The sequence below is a fragment of the Halorubrum sp. DM2 genome (assembly GCF_901686465.1).
Classification (GTDB): domain Archaea; phylum Halobacteriota; class Halobacteria; order Halobacteriales; family Haloferacaceae; genus Halorubrum.
On record NZ_LR594487.1, the window covers coordinates 2,386,719 to 2,403,454 of the forward strand.

Below are 16,736 nucleotides of genomic sequence, written 5' to 3' on the forward strand. Positions count from 1 at the left end.
TGGCGCGGTCGTGAGTGTGAGCCATGCGTCTCGGAGTCTGCTACTTTCCCGAACACTGGCCGGACGAGGAGTGGGAGCGCGACGTCGCCGCGATGGCCGACGCCGGTCTCGAATACGTGCGCATGGCGGAGTTCTCGTGGGGGGTCCTCGAACCGGAGCGCGGCGAGTTCGACTTCGAGTGGCTCGACGAGGCGGTCGAACTCGTCGGCGAGTACGGCATGCAGGCGGTGTTGTGTACGCCGACGGCGACGCCGCCGAAGTGGCTGGTCGACGAGCGGCCGTCGATCCGGCAGGAGGACCCGGACGGCACCGTCCGGGAACACGGCAGCCGCCGGCACTACTGTTTCAACTCCGACGCCTACCGCGAGGAGACGGAGCGGATCGTCGAGCGGATCACCGAGCGGTACGCCGACTCGCCGCACGTCGCCGGCTGGCAGACGGACAACGAGTTCGGCTGTCACCGCACGGTCCGCTGTTACTGCGACGACTGCGCCGAGGCCTTCCGGTCGTGGCTGGCGGACCGGTACGGCGACGTCGACGGCCTCAACGAGGCGTGGGGGAACGCGTTCTGGAGCCAGCAGTACGGCTCCTTCGAGGAGGTCGACCCGCCCGGCCCGACCCCCGCGGAGCATCACCCCTCGCGGCTGTTGGCGTACGCGCGCTTCGCCAGCGACTCCGTCGTCGAGTACAACCGCCTCCACGCGGACCTGATACGCGAGGCGGACGCCGACTGGTTCGTCACCCACAACTTCATGGGGCGGTTCCCGACGCTGAACGCCTACGACGTGAGCGCCGACCTCGACCGCGTCGCGTGGGACTCGTACCCCACGGGGTTCGTTCAGGACCGCTTCGACGGGGAGGCGTCGCCGGACCAGCTTCGCGCCGGGGACCCGGATCAGGTCGGGATGGACCACGACCTCTACCGGAGCGCGCTCGACCGCCCGTTCTGGGTGATGGAACAGCAGCCCGGCGACGTCAACTGGCCGCCGCACTGCCCGCAGCCCGGCGAGGGCGCGATGCGGCTGTGGGCCCACCACGCCGCCGCCCACGGGGCCGACGCCGTCCTCTACTTCCGGTGGCGGCGCTGCCTCGAAGGCCAAGAGCAGTACCACGCCGGACTCCGGAAGGCGGACGGCTCGCCCGACCGCGGGTACGAGGACGCCCAGCGCGCGGCCGCGGAGTTCGCGGCGCTCGGCGGCGCGGGCCACGTCGACGCCCCGGTGGCGGTCGTGTTCGACTACGACTCGCTGTGGGCGCTCGACGCCCAGCCGCACGCCCCCGACTTCGACTACTGGGCGCTACAGGAGGCGTTCTACGGTGCCGTCCGTCGCCGCGGCGTTCAGGTGGACGTGGTCCCGCCGAGCGCCGACCTCTCCGGGTACGCGGCCGTCGTCGCGCCCGCGCTCCACCTCGTCACCGACGGGACCGCCGACCGCCTGACCGACTACGTCGACGGCGGCGGACAGCTCCTCTTGGGCCCGCGAACCGGCGTGAAGGACGCGGAGAACAAGCTCCGACCGGCGGCCCAACCCGGCCCGCTGGCCGACCTCGTCGGCGCGACCGTCGACCAGCACGAATCGCTCCCGCGACGCCTCGACACGGCCGTCCGCCCCGTCGACGGCTCCGCCGCGGACGCCGCCGACGGCGAGACCCCCGCCTTCCCGTTCCGGACTTGGGCCGAGTGGCTCGCCCCCGACGCCGCCGAACCCCGGTACGCGTACGACGTGGACGGCCCGGGCGACGGCCGACCGGCGGTCGTCGCCAACGAGGTCGGCGACGGCGCGGTCACCTACTGCGGAGTGTGGCCCGAGTCGGACCTCGCGGACGCGCTCGCGTCGGACCTGCTCGCGCGCGCCGGCGTCCGGCGCGCCGACCCGCTCCCGGACGGCGTCCGCGTCGGACACCGCGACGGCCGCACGTGGGTGACAAACTTCACGAGCGACCGGGTCCGGCTCCCCGACCTCGACCCGAACGCGCTCGCGGTCGACGACGCGGACCGAGACGCCGTGGAGGCGGAGTCGGGCGGCTCCGGAGACGGAGCGGTCGCGGACGGCGTCGTCGTCGGCCCGTACGGCGTCGCCGTCGTCGAGGGCGACCGCGTCGACGGGTTGCGGGCGACTCGGTCGTAGGCTGAAAAGCCCCGGCAAAAACACGGACAACTGCGTCCGGCGAAAGCGCCGACAGCTGCGCTAGCCGACAGCTGCGCCCGCTGACAGCTGCGCCCGCCGGCTACTCCGAGCGCTCTCGCGCCCGATAGTCGGGCAGGACGTCGTCTTGCATCACCGCGCCGCGGCCGCCGTCGACGAGCAGCGCCGCCCCCGTGACGAAGGCCGCGTCCTCGCTCGCGAGGAAAGAGACGGCTCCGGCGACGTCGGCCGGCGTGCCGATCCGCCCGGTCGGGTGGATCGACTCGACCTCCTCGAGTCGTCCCTCGGGAAGCTCCTCGCGGGTCCGCTCGACCTCGACCCAGCCGGGGACGACCGTGTTCACCCGGACGCGGGGACCGAAGTCCACCGCGAGCGACCGCGTCATGCCGTTGATCCCCGCCTTCACCGCGTTGTACGGGAAGTGCGCGGGCATCGTCGCGTACGCGTGGTTCGACGAGACGTTCACGATCGCCCCGCGGTCCATGTGTTCCAGGGCGGCCCGCGCGGCGAGCCAGTACGCCCTGAAGTCGGTCTCAACGACGAACTCCCAGTCGTCGAGCGTCGCCTCGTCCGCGGTCGTCTCCGTCTGGACGCCGGCGTTGTTCACCAGCACGTCGACCGACCCGTAGCGCTCGGCGGCCGCCTCCGCCAGCGCGGCCACGTCGTCGGGGTCGCGCATGTCCGCGCGGACGAACGTCGCCTCGCCGGTCGCCCGGTCGTCGTCCGCGTCCTCGCTCCGCTCCGAGATCCGCTCGGCGACGGCCTCGCCGGCCGCCTCCGAGCGGCCGCTGACCACGACGTTGGCCCCCTCGGCGGCGAGCCGCTCCGCGACGCCGGCACCGATCCCGCGGGTCGACCCCGTGACGATCGCGGTCTGCCCGGCGAACCGCCCGGGGGCCGCGTGTTCGGTCGGCGACTCGTGTCGGCGGGTCATCGACCCGCCCCGCGCCGGCGGACCATCGACTTGCGCCCGCGTCGCGTTCGCGTCGCCATCCGGATCACCACTCCGCGACGGAGCCGTCGTCGTGCCGCCAGACGGGGTTGTGCCAGTCGACGTTGCCGCGCTGCTCCCGGACGTACTCCTCGTCGATGTCGATCCCCAGTCCGTCGCCGTCTGGGATGTCGACGAAGCCGTCGCGGTACTCGAACACCGACGGGTCGGCGAGGTAGTCCAACACGTCGCTCGTCTCGTTGTAGTGGATGTCGAGCGACTGCTCCTGGATGAGCGCGTTCGGCGTACAGGCGTCGACCTGAATACAGGACGCGAGTGCGATCGGCCCCAGCGGGCAGTGCGGCGCGACCGACACGTCGTACGCCTCGGCCATCGACGCGATCTTCTTCAGCTCGGTGATCCCGCCCGCGTGCGAGACGTCCGGCTGGATCAGGTCGACGGCGTCGTCCTCGAACACCTCCTTGAAATCCCACCGGGAATACATCCGCTCGCCGGTCGCGATCGGGATCGTCGTCGACTCCCGGATCCCCGACAGCGAGTCGTTGTGTTCCGGCAACACCGGCTCCTCGATGAACATCGGGTCGTACGGCTCCAGCGCCGCCGCCAGCCGCCGCACCATCGGCTTCGACACGCGCCCGTGGAAGTCGACCCCGATGTCGACCTCGTCGCCGACCGCCTCCCGAACCGCGGCGATCCGGTCGGCCGCGTCGGCCACGGCGGCCGGGTTGTCGATCGAGCGCATCTCCGCCGTCGCGTTCATCTTCAGCGCCGTGAAACCTGCGTCGACCTTCTCGCGGGCGGCCTCGCCCACGTCCGCCGGTCGGTCGCCGCCGATCCACTGGTACACGCGGATCCGGTTGCGCGCGCGGCCGCCGAGCAGCTCGTGGACGGGCGCGCCGAACTGCTTGCCCTTGATGTCCCACAGCGCCTGATCGATGCCGGCGATCGCGCTCATCAGCACCGGCCCGCCGCGGTAGAACCCGCCGCGGTACATCGACTGCCAGTGGTCTTCGATCCGCGTCGGGTCCTCGCCGAGCAGGTAGCTGTCGAGCAGCTCCTCGACGGCCGCGAGGACCGTGTGCGACCGGCCCTCCACGATCGGCTCCCCCCAGCCGACGGTGCCGTCGCTCGTCGTCAGCTTCAAGAACAGCCAGCGGGGCGGTACCTCGAACAGCTCGTAGTCGGTGATGTACATCCTGTTAGTTCTCCGTGGCTCCGACGACGGCGCTGTCGACGGAGTCTGTTTTGGTTTTCAGCGCGTCGCCCGTCTCGACGTCGAACAGGTACACCGCCGTCTCGTCGAAGTCGAACGCGACGCGCGATCCCTCCGCCGGTCGGACCGTCGGATCGACGCGAGCGGTGAGCTCGTGGCCGTCTATCTCCATGTAGAGGAAGTTCTCGTTCCCCATCGGCTCGACGACCGTCACGTCGGCCGCGCTCCGGCCCGACTCGACGACCTCGATGTCCTCGGGCCGGACGCCGACGCTGACGCGGTCGCGCCCGGCGACCGGCTCGGGATCGTCGAGCTCGTACGCGAACTCGCCGGGACCCGAGAGAGTGTCCCCCTCGACGTCGGCCGTGAGCAGGTTGATGCTCGGCGACCCGATGAAGTCCGCGACGAACCGGTTCACCGGCGACCGGTACACCTCCTCCGGGGACCCGACCTGCTGGAGCACGCCGCCGTTCATCACGGCGATCCGGTCGCCCATCGCCATCGCCTCCGTCTGGTCGTGGGTGACGTACACCGTCGTCACGTCGAGGTCGGCCTGTAGCTCCTGTAGCTCGGTCCGCATCTCCGACCGGAGCTTCGCGTCGAGGTTGCTGAGCGGCTCGTCCATCAGGAACACGGACGGCTCCCGCACGATCGCCCGCCCGAGCGCCACGCGCTGCTGTTGGCCGCCGGAGAGCGCCTTCGGCTTCTCGTCGAGCAGTTCGCTTATTCCGAGCATCTCGGCGACGCCCTCGACTTTCCGTTCGATCTCGTCGCCGGACAGCTTCGTCGAGAGCTTCAGCCCGAAGCCGATGTTGCCCCGGACGGTCATGTGCGGGTACAGCGCGTAGTTCTGGAACACCATCGCCACGTCGCGCTCGCTGGCGCGACGGTCCGTGACGTCCTCGTCGCCGAACCGTATCGATCCGTCCGTCACGTCCTCTAACCCGGCGAGACAGCGGAGCGTCGTCGACTTTCCACAGCCGGACGGTCCCACCAGCACGAGGAACTCGCCGTGGTCGATGTCGACGGAGAGGCCCTCGACGGCGACCACGTTCTCGGTTCCGGAGTCGTACACCTTGTCCAGTTCAGTGATGTTGATTCCTGACATTGGTTACTCTTTGAGCGACCCCGCGAGGATGCCGCTGACGAACTGTTTCTGTAGCACTAAGAACAACACGACCATCGGCACGATGGCGAGCGTCGCCGCCACCATGATCTGGTCGTAGTAGATCCGCTGGAACCCGGTCAGCTGCGCCAGTCCGATGGGGATCGTGTACATGTCCGCCGACTCTAAGATCACGAGCGGGTACAGGAACAGGTCCCACTGGAACAGGAACAGGATGATCGCCAGCGCGGCCAGCGACGACCGCATGGTCGGTAAGGCGATCCGGTAGAAGATCTGGAACTCGGTCGCCCCGTCCATCCGAGCGGACTCCAGTAACGCGTCCGGGATCGACTTCATGTTCTGCCGCATGAGGAAGATCCCGATGGGGTTCGCCGCCCACGGGAGGATGATCGCCCGGAACGTGTTCGTCCACTCCAGTTGCGCCATCAGCAGGAACAGCGGGATGACGAGCAGCTGGATCGGCAACACGAGCGTCGCCAAGATCGCGTAGAAGATCGGCTCCTTGTACTTGAACTCGTACTTGGCGAACGCGAAGCCGGCCATCGAACACAACACCAGCGACAGCAGCGTGTAGACGACGGCGATGAAGACGCTGTTCCGGATCGTCCGAAGGAAGTCGAGCCGCTCCTGTAGCGCCGCGAAGTTGTCGAGGAACGCGGTCCCGGGTATCAGCCGCGGCGGGAACTGGAGGAACTGCTCCTGCGGGAGCGTCGACGCCACCAGCATCCAGTACAGCGGCACCATCATCACCACGACCATCGTGATGACGAACGCGTACGTGAGGAACCGCCAGACTGCGTCCTTGCGTCGTTGCTCGCGCATCAGTCCTCACCCCCGAGCTTGATCTGGAGGATCGAGAAGACGCTGACGACCGCCACGAAGACGACCGTGAGCGCGCTCGCGTAGCCGAGGTTGAAGTTGACGAACGCCTGCCGGTAGATGTACTGGACGATGGTTATCGTCGAGTTCGTCGGGCCGCCGCCGGTGATGACGTACGGCTCGGCGAACAGCTTGAACGTCCCGATCGTCGACAGCACGACCACGAACAGCAACACCGGCTTGAGCTGCGGGAGCGTGACGTACCGGAACTTCTCCCACCGGTTCGCGCCGTCGATCTCGGCCGCCTCGTACAGCTGCTGTGGAATCGTCTGGAGTCCGGCGAGGAGGATGATCATGTTGTACCCCGTCCACCGCCACGTCACCGCGGCGATGATCGTGTTCCGGGCCCAGAACTCGCTCGTCAGCCACGGTACCGGGCCGAGTCCGACGCCGGAGAGGACGTAGTTGAGGAACCCCAACTGCTCGTTGAAAAGCAGGAGGAACACCGTCGAGTACGCCACGAGGTTCGCCGAGACCGGCAGCGCGATCGCGGTGCGGAACACCCCTTTGAACCGCATGAACGACGCGTTCAGCGCGAGCGCGAGCGCGAGCGCCAGTCCGATCATCAGCGGGACCTGTATCGCGAGGATGTACGAGGTGTTGAACATCGACTGCCAGAACAGGTCGTTGCCCAGCAGTCGGACGTAGTTCCCGGCCCCGACGAAGCTCAGCTGCGCGATCTGCGGGATCTCGACGTACACCGGACCGAGGTCGATCCAGAACAGCGAGCCCTCGCCGACGCTCTGGTACTCGAAGAAGGACAGGTACAGCGTGTACGCCACCGGGAAGGCCAAAAACAGGCCGAACAGCACGAAGAATGGCGCGATGAACAGGTACGCGACCCGCGGCAGCGTCGGAACCGCCGCCGTCAGGTCCTGTCTGGCGAACCGCACTCGGTCCCATCCCGGCCGCGCCGCCCGCCTGATCTGTCTCGTGGTGCGTCGTACCCTCGTCCGGGCGCGGCGGCGATACGTCTCTCCGACGCGCTCGTCCGTCTCGTCAGAAGTGGCCATTCGATCGGTCCCTCCGGATTACGCGAGGTCCCGATCGGTGTTCTCGGCGACGGTCTCGGCGGCCGCCTGAACGGCCTCCTCCGGCGACTGCTCGCCGTTGATCATCCGCTGAAGCTCGGTCTCGATGGCCTGTGAGACCTCCGGCGTGTCCGCGGTGAACCGGTATCCCGGCGAGTCCTGTGCGACCTCGGCGAAGAGCGCTCTCGCGGGCTGCCCGTCGTAGAAGTCGAGCTCCTCGTCGAACACCGGGTCGTCGTAGACGGTCTCCAGCGCCGGGAAGAGCCCGTACTCGTCGTACATCGCCAGCTGCATCTCCTCGGTCGCCAGCGAGTACTCCATGTAGTCCCACCCGCGCGCCTGCGCCTCGTCGGACACCTGATCGGCGATCATGAGGTTGGAGCCGCCCCAGTTCGACGCCCGCGGGCCGCCCGACTCCAGCGCGGGGATCTTGAAGACGCCCCAGTCGCCCGCGGTGTCGGGGAGTTCGGCGCGCAGCGTCCCCTCCATCCACGCCGCCGAGGGGAGCGACGCGATGGTCGCGTCGCCGTAGGCGCTGAACCAGGCGGACGTCCACCCCTCGATGTTGGCCGCGATGTCGGCGTCGTATATCTCCTTGATGTTGCGGGCCACGCGGAGCGACTTCTCGTTGTGGATGTTCACCTCGCCGCTCTCGAGGAACGGCTCGCCGGACAGCTGGCGGAACTGGTACCGCCAGACGCCGGAGAGGTCTCCCTCGGGGAGGTTGAGCATGTACTGGTCGTCCGGGAGCTTCTGCCCCTCCTCGATGAAGTCCTCCCACGTCTCGATGTTGTCCGGGTCGATGTCGTGTTCGTCGTACACCGACCGCCGGTAGTAGACGGCCGTCGGCCCGGTGTCCCACGGGAGCGCGTAGATGTCGCCGTCGACGGTGAGCGCCTCCCACTTCCCGGAGACGAAGTCCTCCTTGACTCCGGACTCTTCGATCTCGTCGGTGAGCGGCGCGATGGAGCCCGTGTCGATGAACGAGGGGCCGTCGACGGACTCCAGCATGGCGACCGCCGGCGCGCCGGAGCCGGAGAGGAGGTTCGTCTGGAGCCGGTCTTTCATCGCCGACCGGCCGAACTCCTCGACCGCGATCGTCGCGTCGTTCTCGGACTCGTACTCGTCGGCGGTGATCGTCAGCGCCCGCGCGGCGACGTCCCATCCCCACACGTCGATCTCGGACGCCATGTTGTTGCCGCCGTCGCTCCCGTCACCGCCGTCGTCGCCGTCCATCCCGTCGTCGCCGTCGCCGCCGTCGCCGCCGTCGCCCCCGTCGGTCCCGTCCCCGGGATCGCCGGTTCCGGCACACCCTGCGAGCCCCGCGAGCCCCGCGATTCCCGCGCCTTTGATCAGCCGGCGTCGCCCGTATCGTGCGTAGTCTGGTTTGTTAGTCATGATCGTCCCTGACTATCGGTCTCTTTCATCACAAATATATAAAACTACCGTGCGTGAGTGCTAAAATCGTCTCAGAACCACGATTTGAACGTTTCCTTGGGGTGAACAGATTTCTATTATATACTCTTTTGACCTGTCCAACCCGATTTGGTACAAATTCCACTTTGAAAGTATTTCATTTATAATATATTTATTCGGTTTTATGCACCGTGTCACGCTGTCGTTCTCTCATACTAAACAAATGTTATACGGCTGTCGGTCATACCGCTCTACGAAACGATGGGGGACACGGACACCGTCGCCGTTCAGGCGACCGCGACGTCTTTCCGGATCGTCGAAGAGCTGTACGACCGCGACGGCGGCGGCGTCACCGAACTAGCGGACGCGCTCGACGTCTCGAAAAGCGCGGTACACAACCACCTCTCGACGCTCTGTGACCTCGGATACGTGAAAAACGTCGGGGGAACCTACGAACTCACCCACCAGTTCCTCCGGATCGGGTTCGGAACGAGAGAACGGAACCCGGTCTACCACGCCGCGCGGAGCGAGATTCGCATGCTCGCGCGGAACACCGGTGCCGTCGCGAACCTCGTGGTGCCCGAAGACGCCGAGGCCGTCTACCTCCACCGGATCGGTACCCGAGACCACCCTGTCGCGGTGGGCGACGGCGTCCGCCTCCACGCCGCCGCCGCCGGCAAGGCGATCCTGGCGTCCCGGTCGCGGGAGCGGGTCGACGAGTACGTCTCCCGCCATGGTCTCGACCGGGAGACTGACCGGACCGTGACGGACCCGGCGACGCTCCGCTCCGAACTCCGGTCGATCAGGGACAGAAACATCGCCTTCGACCGCGGCGAGTTGGACGAGAACTGGCAGTGCGTCGCCTCCCCGATCGTCGTCGACGGCGACCCTGTGGGCGCGGTCAGCGTCTCCGGTCCGTCCGACGAGATGCAGGGGAAGCGGTTAGAAGAGGACACGGCCGGACTCGTCTCCAGCGCCGCGAAGACGATCGAACTCGAACTGCTGTAACGCGTCGCGCTCTCCGACTCGGTCCGATTTAAGACCCCTCGGGGGGAGATACCACCATGCGAACTGACCGATTCGACCGGATCACGGACGGCGGCGTGATCGCGATCCTCCGCGGCGTAGCGCGCGACGACGCGGTGGCGGTCGCGGATGCCGTCGTCGACGCCGGTGTGACGGCCCTAGAGGTAACCGCGGACACGCCGAACGCGACCTCGTCAATCGAGGCGATATCCGACCGCGTCGACGACGCGCTGGTCGGCGCTGGAACCGTCCTCGACCCGGAGACGGCGCGAGCGGCACAGCTCGCGGGCGCGGAGTTCCTCGTGACGCCGACGGTGAACGCGGACGTCATCGAGGCGGCGAACCGCTACGGAACGCCGGTCGTGGTCGGCGCGTACACCCCGACCGAGGCGCTCGAAGCCTATCAGGCCGGTGCCGACGCGGTGAAGGTGTTCCCCGCGAAGACCGGCGGTCCCGACCACGTCGGGGCGATCGGCGGCCCGCTCCCCCAGATCCCGCTCGTCCCGACAGGCGGCGTCGGCGCGGAGAACGCCGGGGAGTACGTCCGGGCGGGCGCGGTCGCGGTCGGCGTCGGGAGTTCGATCGTCGACAGCGAGGCGATCGCCGACGGCGCGTTCGACGTGATCGAGTCGAACGCGCGGGCGGTTGTTGAGGCCGTCTCGGCGGCTCGGGAGTGACTCTCGTCGGTGTCGGCGAACGCGCGGTACAGACCGACTCCGCACAGACCCTCTGTCGACCGTGTTCTCACGGGTCGCGACGTTGTCCGGCCGTCCTCGATTCGTCCGATAGCGGCCATCTCGGGCGGCGTTGACCGTTCTGATCTCGGTTTTCCGCTCTGCGTATCGGCGACCTGAAACCGCTCTCCTCAGACCGGACTCAGCGCCATGGAGGAGCGGTCTTGGTCGCGCTGAAGCAATTGTTTGGCCTGGGCTTTCTCGCTGGTGTGCATCCGCTTTGGCACGACGTACGTGACGCCCCGGTCGGCTATCGCTTCGAGAATATGCTGGCTGTCGAACTCCCGGTCCATGAACACGCGGTCAACGTCGACGAGTTCTATTGCCGAGTCGAGGAGGTCCTCGACAATCTCTGAGCGAGTGTCACCCTTCCGGATGGGACGTGCGTCGAGAACCAGTGGTACGGAATCACCGACGAGGTGGACCGTATCCGGTGACGGGGTGCTACGGCCAGAGCCCACGCGTCTGGTGAGCTTCGGCAACTCGGGAGAGTGCAACGATGTACGCCGCGTCACGCCACGTCACGTCTCGGGCGTCGAACTCCTCGCGGACATCCTGCCACGCGGCCAGCATCTCCGTTTCGAGTTCGTCGTTGACACGCTCTAGCGACCACGACCGCCGATTGATGTCTTGGAGCCACTCGAAGTAGCTCACCGTCACACCGCCAGCGTTCGCCAAAATGTCCGGGATCACCGGAACATCTCGCTCAGCAAATATCTCGCTTGCTGTAGTCGTCGTCGGCCCGTTTGCCCCTTCAACAATCATCTCCGCTGCAATATCGTCGGCGTTGTCCGCCGTCAGGACATTCCCGATCGCAGCCGGAATGAGTACGTCAACATCGAGTTTCAGTAGTTCCTCGTTCGTAACGGCCTCTGGAGCGTCCTGATGGGTGACTGCCTCCGGTTCCTCGTCGTGAGACGGGATCGCGTGCGTGTCGAGTCCCTCCGGATCGTAGATCCCGCCGTTGACATCGCTGACAGCGACAACTGTCGCACCCCAGTCGTCGAGCAGGCGCGCCGCGTTCGCGGCGACACTACCGTACCCCTGTACGGCAACCGTAGTCTCCTCGGCATCTCGGTCGTAGTACTCGATAGCTTCACGGGCGACGATCGCGACGCTTCGACCGGGTGCTTCCTCTCGACCTTCGCTCCCACCGACGATCGGCGGCTTTCCGGTGACAACGCCGGGAATCGTCTCGCCCTCCTGCATCGAATAGGCGTCCATCAGCCACGCCATCGTCTGAGGGTCCGTTCCCATGTCCGGCGCAGGAATGTCCTTCGTCGGGCCGATGGCAGACCGAATCTCGTCGGTGAACCGCCGAGTAAGTTGCTCTTTCTCGTCGTCTGTCAGTTTCTTGGGATTCACCGCGATGCCGCCTTTCGCCCCCCCGAATGGAATATCCATCACAGCGCACTTCCAGGTCATCCACATGCTGAGACCAACACACTCCTCGCGCGTGACCCCCGGGTGGTAGCGGAGCCCGCCCTTGTGCGGGCCGCGGACGCTGTCGTGTTGGGCCCGGTACCCCGTGTAGACCTCGACGTCGCCGCTCTCGCGCTCGATGGGGACGGTGACCTCGTGGACCTTCTTGGGGTATTTGAGTCGCTCGACGACATTCGGGTCGATATCGAGGTGGTCAGCAGCGTGCTGGAGCTGCCGGCGCGCAGTCTCCAGGGCGGACTCCTCCTCGGTTGGTTCTTCTTGCGGCTCGTCGGGTGTCGTTGTTGTCGAAGCCATCGTTATTCGATCGGTGTATGTCGATTCCGCATCTCGCCGCCACAGTCAGGGCACGAGCCGGGGTTGTCCTCTGCGAGGATGATGTTTCCACATTCGAAGCACTCGTATGGCGATTCCTCGTCTGGGATCTGATCGGTATCTCTCATTACTGATTGCGAGACCCAGCACCGTTAGGCGGGGTACTCTACCTACCCATAATGAGAATATAAGGAAATATCCAGTAGTTTAACACCGAACCTTGACTCGGAGGACGACGTTTACTATACAAGCATTTGGGCGATATCGATACGGTCGGAGTACTTACTAGCCAGATAGACGCTTGGCAGGTCTCCAGATACGGTAGGGTCGTCAGTCAGCGTGTTGTGCGGGTATCGATGTGTGATCGTCGACGAGTGCCGCGAACAATTTTCGCTGTGACGTTCTGACGTGCTGGTAGAACGCTTGCGGCGAAATATCCAGCGAGTTCGCAACAGCCTCACCGTTAGCCTTCCGCGGTGATTCAAAGAACCCACTATAGTACGCCGTCTCGAGGACTTCTAGCTGTCTGTCCGTCAGCCGGTCGAGGACGGACGCGTAGAACCCGTGTTCGGATGCCTGTTCACGGGTCTGCTTCGACACCAATTCGAGATCACCGAACCGATCAGCCAAGAACTGGGTCACATGCCGAACTTCGATGCTCGCCGGCAGATCGACGACCAGCGTTGTACCCGCCGTCGTTGCCGTCGCACTCCGAAGGACGGCCCCGTGATCAGCTAACTCCGTCGCAAGGAATGGATCCGACAGCTGGAGTCGTAAGACACCGCCAGAATCGCCGCCACGAATCCGCTGGACATCCTCGACAACGGTGAGCCCGTCCGTCGCGTCGACGACGGTATCGAGTGGCGCGTCATCCACGGTGACGAACACATAGTTCTCGGTAGCAGTCTGCTGGACGCCGCCGTCGTACGCCAGCGTACAGTCAGCCGCCGTAGCCAGTTGCGTGAGCACGAACGACTGGTCGCTGACCTCGTACTCGATTCGCGTCATCGACGTCGTGAGCAGCGCCTGCTTGCGCTCGGTCGCGCTGATCGCGGCAGCAATCGTCTCCCCGAGTTCCGAAACGACCGTCTGAACGGTTTCGTCGAACGCGTCGGGCGTCTCCGCGTACACGGTCAGGACACCATACGAGAGGTCGTTGTACACCAATGGAACACTCAACACGGACAGGAAGTCACGGGAGATGGCATCCTTGCGCCACGAGGCCGCATGGAGGTCAGCCGCGATATTCGAGACGTGTGTCACCTCGCCTGTCGTCGCCGTTCGACCTGCCGGCTCGACTGTCCCCTCAGAAACGTTGAACGATTGGGTGTCAAGATACCCCTGATCGGTTCCGGCCCACGCCTGTGGCATCACCGTCTGCCCCGCGTCGTCAAGCGTGCCAATCCACGCAAACTGGAAGCGGCCGTCAGCAGTGAGGTGCTCACAGACGGTGTGATCGATCTCCTCGCGAGTCTCGGTTTCCACGAGCGCTTGGTCAATCTCCCGGATGGTCTCGTTGATGCGGTTGAGCGTGGTGAGCTGATCGTTCTGGCGCTGTAACTCGCGGTCCTGTTCGCGCAGCTGTGACTCCCGACTGATACGGTCGAGTGCCGCCTCCGCGGTCGCTGCGAGCAGATCGGTGAGCTCCCGCGTAACATCGTCGAATGCACCAACCTCAGTCGACCCGGCAACGAACACGCCGTGGTTCCCCAGTGGGATGTACGCGGCACTCCGGATGTCGGTCGCGGGATTAGTGAGCCGGTCAGTATCGTGGACGTCCTCGAAGAACAGCACTTCGTTTTCGACGAAACTGTGGCTAGTGAGGTCACCCCCATCGGCGTGAACCGCGGGGAGTGGACCGTGCGCGTCCCGCAGTGCCTGTGAGTGGGCGACGGGTTGGAGGTGGTTGTCGTCGGCGTCGAAGAGGTAGACCGCGCTAGCGTCGAGCCCGAGAACGTCGGGCGTGTCGTCGACGACGTGCTGAGCAATCTCTTGGTGGGTTTCAGCGTACAGGAAATCCCGAGTAGTCTCTTGGAGCGTCGCTAGCGCCTGCTCGCGCTGTTTTCGCTTCGTGATGTCTCGGCAGCTGTACAGGAGCGTGCCGTCCTGAATAGAGACCTCGCGGACGTTCACCAGCAAGGTGTGTTCACGGCCGGCCTTGTCCGTCGCCGTCGTCTCGATGTTCTTCAGGACGCCCTTCTTCGCGAGTTCCTCCCGGTCAAAGAGATCCTCGCCAAGAAGATCCTCGATTGTCCCCAAGTCGCGGATTTCGTCGGCGGTGTATCCAAAGATGAAGTGGACGTTCGGACAGACATACGTGTACTCGCTGTCCTCGTCGGTCATGAGGACGGTGTCGGTCATGTTGTTGAGCGTGACGCGGTGAAGTTCCTCTGACTGCCGGAGCTCGCGCTCAAGTTCGACACGCTCGCTGATATCGACACTGTCGACGATGATGGAGACGAGGTCGCCGCGTTCGTCTGTGACCGGCTGGACGGAGAGCTCCAACATCCGCTCACCGTTTAACGCTGACTGCGCGACAACGGCGTGCCCGAACCTGCCGCGCTGCGCTGTTGTAATCAGCCGGCGGATGTCGTCGCTGGTTTGCGTATCACTGGGCCACCAGGGGAGCGTCCAGAATGGGTCGCCGACAACGGCGTCAGCGTCGATGTCGATTATGTCACGAGCGGCCTGATTGACGCGCGTAAGTGTGCCGTCGGGGTCGAGTACCCAGGTTGCCGATCTGGTATCGTGGAAGATGGTGTCGAACTGTCGCGCACGCTCACGCTCGGTTGCCGACCGCTGGGCGTCTCGGAGAGCTTGTTCGGTTCGCTGTAGCGCATTAGGAACGGTTTCCTCGGGTGGGTCAGCAACGGCGATGTAGTCGGTGACACCGGCTTGGATCGCCTCACTTGCGACGACTTCGCTTCCGTCCGCTGTCCCCATTATCAGCGGAAGTGTCGTCGTTGTGTCGCGAATCTCGTGGACGAGATCGATACCGGTAGTTTCGGGGAGACTGTAGTCGGTAACGATACAGTCGACGGTGGTTTCGTGGAGTGTTTCTTGCGCGGCTGTAGCTGTCGAGACTGACTGTACAATCGCGTCATACTGGACATCGAGTTGTTCGGTGTACGCGGCTATCCACGCTGTATCGCCGCCGACGACGATAGTTGAATCGTCAAGGACACTCTTGGAGTTGGAATTCATATGTGGAGAGAAATACCCATCACGAATCCGAATACAGCGCTACGTGAGGGAATCATGTTGATGACTCCTTGCTACACAGTCAAAACCCCCAATGTTTAATTTTCACCCCTTATTTAAAGAGGAAGTTTATCGTTAAACAGGCAGTGAATTCGCACTCCCGTAGGACAGTCGATTGAGGCCAGTCACGCTGAAGCAATCCGGTCCCTGTCACTATATGCGTTGAGACAGCCAGTCTCAACTACATAGACAATTTGGTATCGCGCTATGTACTATACGAGTCCTCTCACCGAACGCACGCCCCTTTTAGGATTCGCCGGAGTAAGGGCGCGTATGGTGCGAAACGTCGCCGGCGACATGGCGGAGCTTGACCCCGAGGACTTCTACCTCCTCTCGGGCGTCGAGCAGGGGATGCGCTTCTCGGAGTGGGTCCGCCGCGACAAGCTCCCGGACTACGCCGACCTGACGCGCGAGGAGGTCGACTACCGCATCGACCGGTGTCTCGACCGGGAGCTGATCGAGCGGAAGACGATCCAGTACGAGGGGTACCAGCTCACCTTCGAGGGGTACGACGCCCTGGCGCTCCGGACGTTCGCCGAGCGCGAGACGATAGACGGCGTGGGATCGCCGCTCGGGCTCGGCAAGGAGGGCGACGTGTACGAGGCGCAGTCGTTCCGCCCGCTCGCCTTGAAGTACCACCGCGAGGGGTACACCAACTTCCGCGAGGTGAACCGCGACCGCGAGTACACCGCCGACCGCGACCACGTCTCGTGGCTCTATACCGCCCGCAAGGCCGCCGAACGCGAGTACGAGGCGATGGAGGAACTGTACCCCGACGTGAGCGTGCCGCGACCGGTGGACCACAACCGCCACGCCATCGTGATGGAGAAGTTCGCGGGCGTCGAGCTGTCGCGCGCGTCGCTCGACCCCGAGCAGGCGGTCGGCGTCCTCGATCTAATACTCCGCGAACTCGCGACCGCCCACGACCTGGGCTGGGTCCACGCCGACGCCTCCGAACACAACGTCGCGGTCGCGGAGAGCGGCGTCACGATCTTCGACTGGCCGCAGGCGGTGTCGGTCGACCACGAGAACGCCCGGGAGTTCCTCGAACGCGACGTCGAGAACCTCCTCCGGTACTTCGCCCGGAAGTATCCCCACGAGGTGCCCCGAGACGCCGATACCGACGGGATCGCCGCCGCTATCGCCGACGGCTCGTTCGAGACGGTTCGGGCGTTCGGCGGCGGATAAACTAAATA

General features: G+C 65.3%; 13 protein-coding genes and 1 pseudogene. 4 read left to right on the plus strand and 10 right to left on the minus strand.

The annotated features are described in order from the left end of the window. Positions 1 to 23 precede the first annotated feature (23 nt). Positions 24 to 2,129 carry a beta-galactosidase Bga gene (gene bga, locus QOL69_RS12025; protein ID WP_283403361.1) on the plus strand — a complete coding sequence of 702 codons (2,106 nt, stop codon included), beginning with the start codon at positions 24 to 26 and terminating at the stop codon, positions 2,127 to 2,129. Between the two features lie 100 nt (positions 2,130 to 2,229). Here bga and QOL69_RS12030 read toward each other — a convergent pair whose 3' ends face one another. From QOL69_RS12030 to QOL69_RS12055, 6 genes are all read right to left on the minus strand, one after another. After that, positions 2,230 to 3,081 (minus strand): SDR family NAD(P)-dependent oxidoreductase, encoded by an 852-nt coding sequence (locus tag QOL69_RS12030; protein ID WP_283403362.1) that lies wholly within the window; start codon positions 3,079 to 3,081, stop codon positions 2,230 to 2,232. Positions 3,082 to 3,145: 64 nt separating this feature from the next. Continuing rightward, entirely contained in the window at positions 3,146 to 4,294 is a 1,149-nt protein-coding gene (gene dgoD, locus QOL69_RS12035) for a galactonate dehydratase (protein WP_283403363.1), read from the minus strand. A gap of 4 nt (positions 4,295 to 4,298) precedes the next feature. Further along, complete coding sequence (locus tag QOL69_RS12040) at positions 4,299 to 5,420, minus strand: ABC transporter ATP-binding protein (RefSeq protein ID WP_283403364.1); 1,122 nt, start codon at positions 5,418 to 5,420, stop codon at positions 4,299 to 4,301. Positions 5,421 to 5,423: 3 nt separating this feature from the next. Further along, complete coding sequence (locus QOL69_RS12045) at positions 5,424 to 6,260, minus strand: carbohydrate ABC transporter permease (RefSeq protein WP_048077074.1); 837 nt, start codon at positions 6,258 to 6,260, stop codon at positions 5,424 to 5,426. Further along, positions 6,260 to 7,330, minus strand: coding sequence for a carbohydrate ABC transporter permease (locus QOL69_RS12050; protein ID WP_283403365.1), 1,071 nt, complete (start codon positions 7,328 to 7,330; stop codon positions 6,260 to 6,262). The genes QOL69_RS12045 and QOL69_RS12050 overlap by 1 nt, the downstream gene beginning before the upstream one ends. 18 nt (positions 7,331 to 7,348) lie before the next feature. Beyond that, positions 7,349 to 8,746, minus strand: coding sequence for a sugar ABC transporter substrate-binding protein (locus QOL69_RS12055; protein WP_283403366.1), 1,398 nt, complete (start codon positions 8,744 to 8,746; stop codon positions 7,349 to 7,351). A 279-nt stretch (positions 8,747 to 9,025) separates the two neighbouring features. On the opposite strand from QOL69_RS12055, the gene QOL69_RS12060 reads away from it, so the two are divergent. Then, complete coding sequence (locus QOL69_RS12060; RefSeq protein WP_048077077.1) at positions 9,026 to 9,772, plus strand: IclR family transcriptional regulator; 747 nt, start codon at positions 9,026 to 9,028, stop codon at positions 9,770 to 9,772. Between the two features lie 56 nt (positions 9,773 to 9,828). Beyond that, positions 9,829 to 10,467, plus strand: coding sequence for a bifunctional 4-hydroxy-2-oxoglutarate aldolase/2-dehydro-3-deoxy-phosphogluconate aldolase (locus QOL69_RS12065; protein WP_283403367.1), 639 nt, complete (start codon positions 9,829 to 9,831; stop codon positions 10,465 to 10,467). Positions 10,468 to 10,682: 215 nt separating this feature from the next. Here the strand turns inward: QOL69_RS12065 and QOL69_RS12070 are convergent. The 4 genes and pseudogenes from QOL69_RS12070 to QOL69_RS12085 all read right to left on the minus strand — a co-directional run. After that, a pseudogene (locus QOL69_RS12070) lies at positions 10,683 to 10,952 on the minus strand (transposase); the annotation flags it as partial. A gap of 16 nt (positions 10,953 to 10,968) precedes the next feature. After that, on the minus strand, positions 10,969 to 12,261 hold the full coding sequence (gene gdhB, locus QOL69_RS12075; protein WP_048077079.1) for a glutamate dehydrogenase GdhB: 1,293 nt from the start codon (positions 12,259 to 12,261) through the stop codon (positions 10,969 to 10,971). Positions 12,262 to 12,263: 2 nt separating this feature from the next. Further along, the gene (locus QOL69_RS12080) at positions 12,264 to 12,407 is read right to left on the minus strand and encodes a rubrerythrin-like domain-containing protein (RefSeq protein WP_154018076.1); all 144 of its coding nucleotides are present in this window, start codon (positions 12,405 to 12,407) and stop codon (positions 12,264 to 12,266) included. A 202-nt stretch (positions 12,408 to 12,609) separates the two neighbouring features. Further along, positions 12,610 to 15,483 carry a bacterio-opsin activator domain-containing protein gene (locus tag QOL69_RS12085; RefSeq protein ID WP_283403368.1) on the minus strand — a complete coding sequence of 958 codons (2,874 nt, stop codon included), beginning with the start codon at positions 15,481 to 15,483 and terminating at the stop codon, positions 12,610 to 12,612. Positions 15,484 to 15,813: 330 nt separating this feature from the next. Here QOL69_RS12085 and QOL69_RS12090 point away from each other — a divergent pair, with 330 nt between their 5' ends. Continuing rightward, on the plus strand, positions 15,814 to 16,728 hold the full coding sequence (locus tag QOL69_RS12090) for a serine/threonine-protein kinase RIO2 (RefSeq protein ID WP_283403369.1): 915 nt from the start codon (positions 15,814 to 15,816) through the stop codon (positions 16,726 to 16,728). Positions 16,729 to 16,736 lie beyond the last annotated feature (8 nt).

Bases quoted from the DNA above. Each gene is read 5' to 3' on its own strand.
- bga (WP_283403361.1), top strand. From the start codon at position 24: ATGCGTCTCGGAGTCTGCTACTTTCCCGAACACTGGCCGGACGAGGAG.
- QOL69_RS12030 (WP_283403362.1), bottom strand. From the start codon at position 3,081: ATGACCCGCCGACACGAGTCGCCGACCGAACACGCGGCCCCCGGGCGG.
- dgoD (WP_283403363.1), bottom strand. From the start codon at position 4,294: ATGTACATCACCGACTACGAGCTGTTCGAGGTACCGCCCCGCTGGCTG.
- QOL69_RS12040 (WP_283403364.1), bottom strand. From the start codon at position 5,420: ATGTCAGGAATCAACATCACTGAACTGGACAAGGTGTACGACTCCGGA.
- QOL69_RS12045 (WP_048077074.1), bottom strand. From the start codon at position 6,260: ATGCGCGAGCAACGACGCAAGGACGCAGTCTGGCGGTTCCTCACGTAC.
- QOL69_RS12050 (WP_283403365.1), bottom strand. From the start codon at position 7,330: ATGGCCACTTCTGACGAGACGGACGAGCGCGTCGGAGAGACGTATCGC.
- QOL69_RS12055 (WP_283403366.1), bottom strand. From the start codon at position 8,746: ATGACTAACAAACCAGACTACGCACGATACGGGCGACGCCGGCTGATC.
- QOL69_RS12060 (WP_048077077.1), top strand. From the start codon at position 9,026: ATGGGGGACACGGACACCGTCGCCGTTCAGGCGACCGCGACGTCTTTC.
- QOL69_RS12065 (WP_283403367.1), top strand. From the start codon at position 9,829: ATGCGAACTGACCGATTCGACCGGATCACGGACGGCGGCGTGATCGCG.
- gdhB (WP_048077079.1), bottom strand. From the start codon at position 12,261: ATGGCTTCGACAACAACGACACCCGACGAGCCGCAAGAAGAACCAACC.
- QOL69_RS12080 (WP_154018076.1), bottom strand. From the start codon at position 12,407: ATGAGAGATACCGATCAGATCCCAGACGAGGAATCGCCATACGAGTGC.
- QOL69_RS12085 (WP_283403368.1), bottom strand. From the start codon at position 15,483: ATGAATTCCAACTCCAAGAGTGTCCTTGACGATTCAACTATCGTCGTC.
- QOL69_RS12090 (WP_283403369.1), top strand. From the start codon at position 15,814: ATGGTGCGAAACGTCGCCGGCGACATGGCGGAGCTTGACCCCGAGGAC.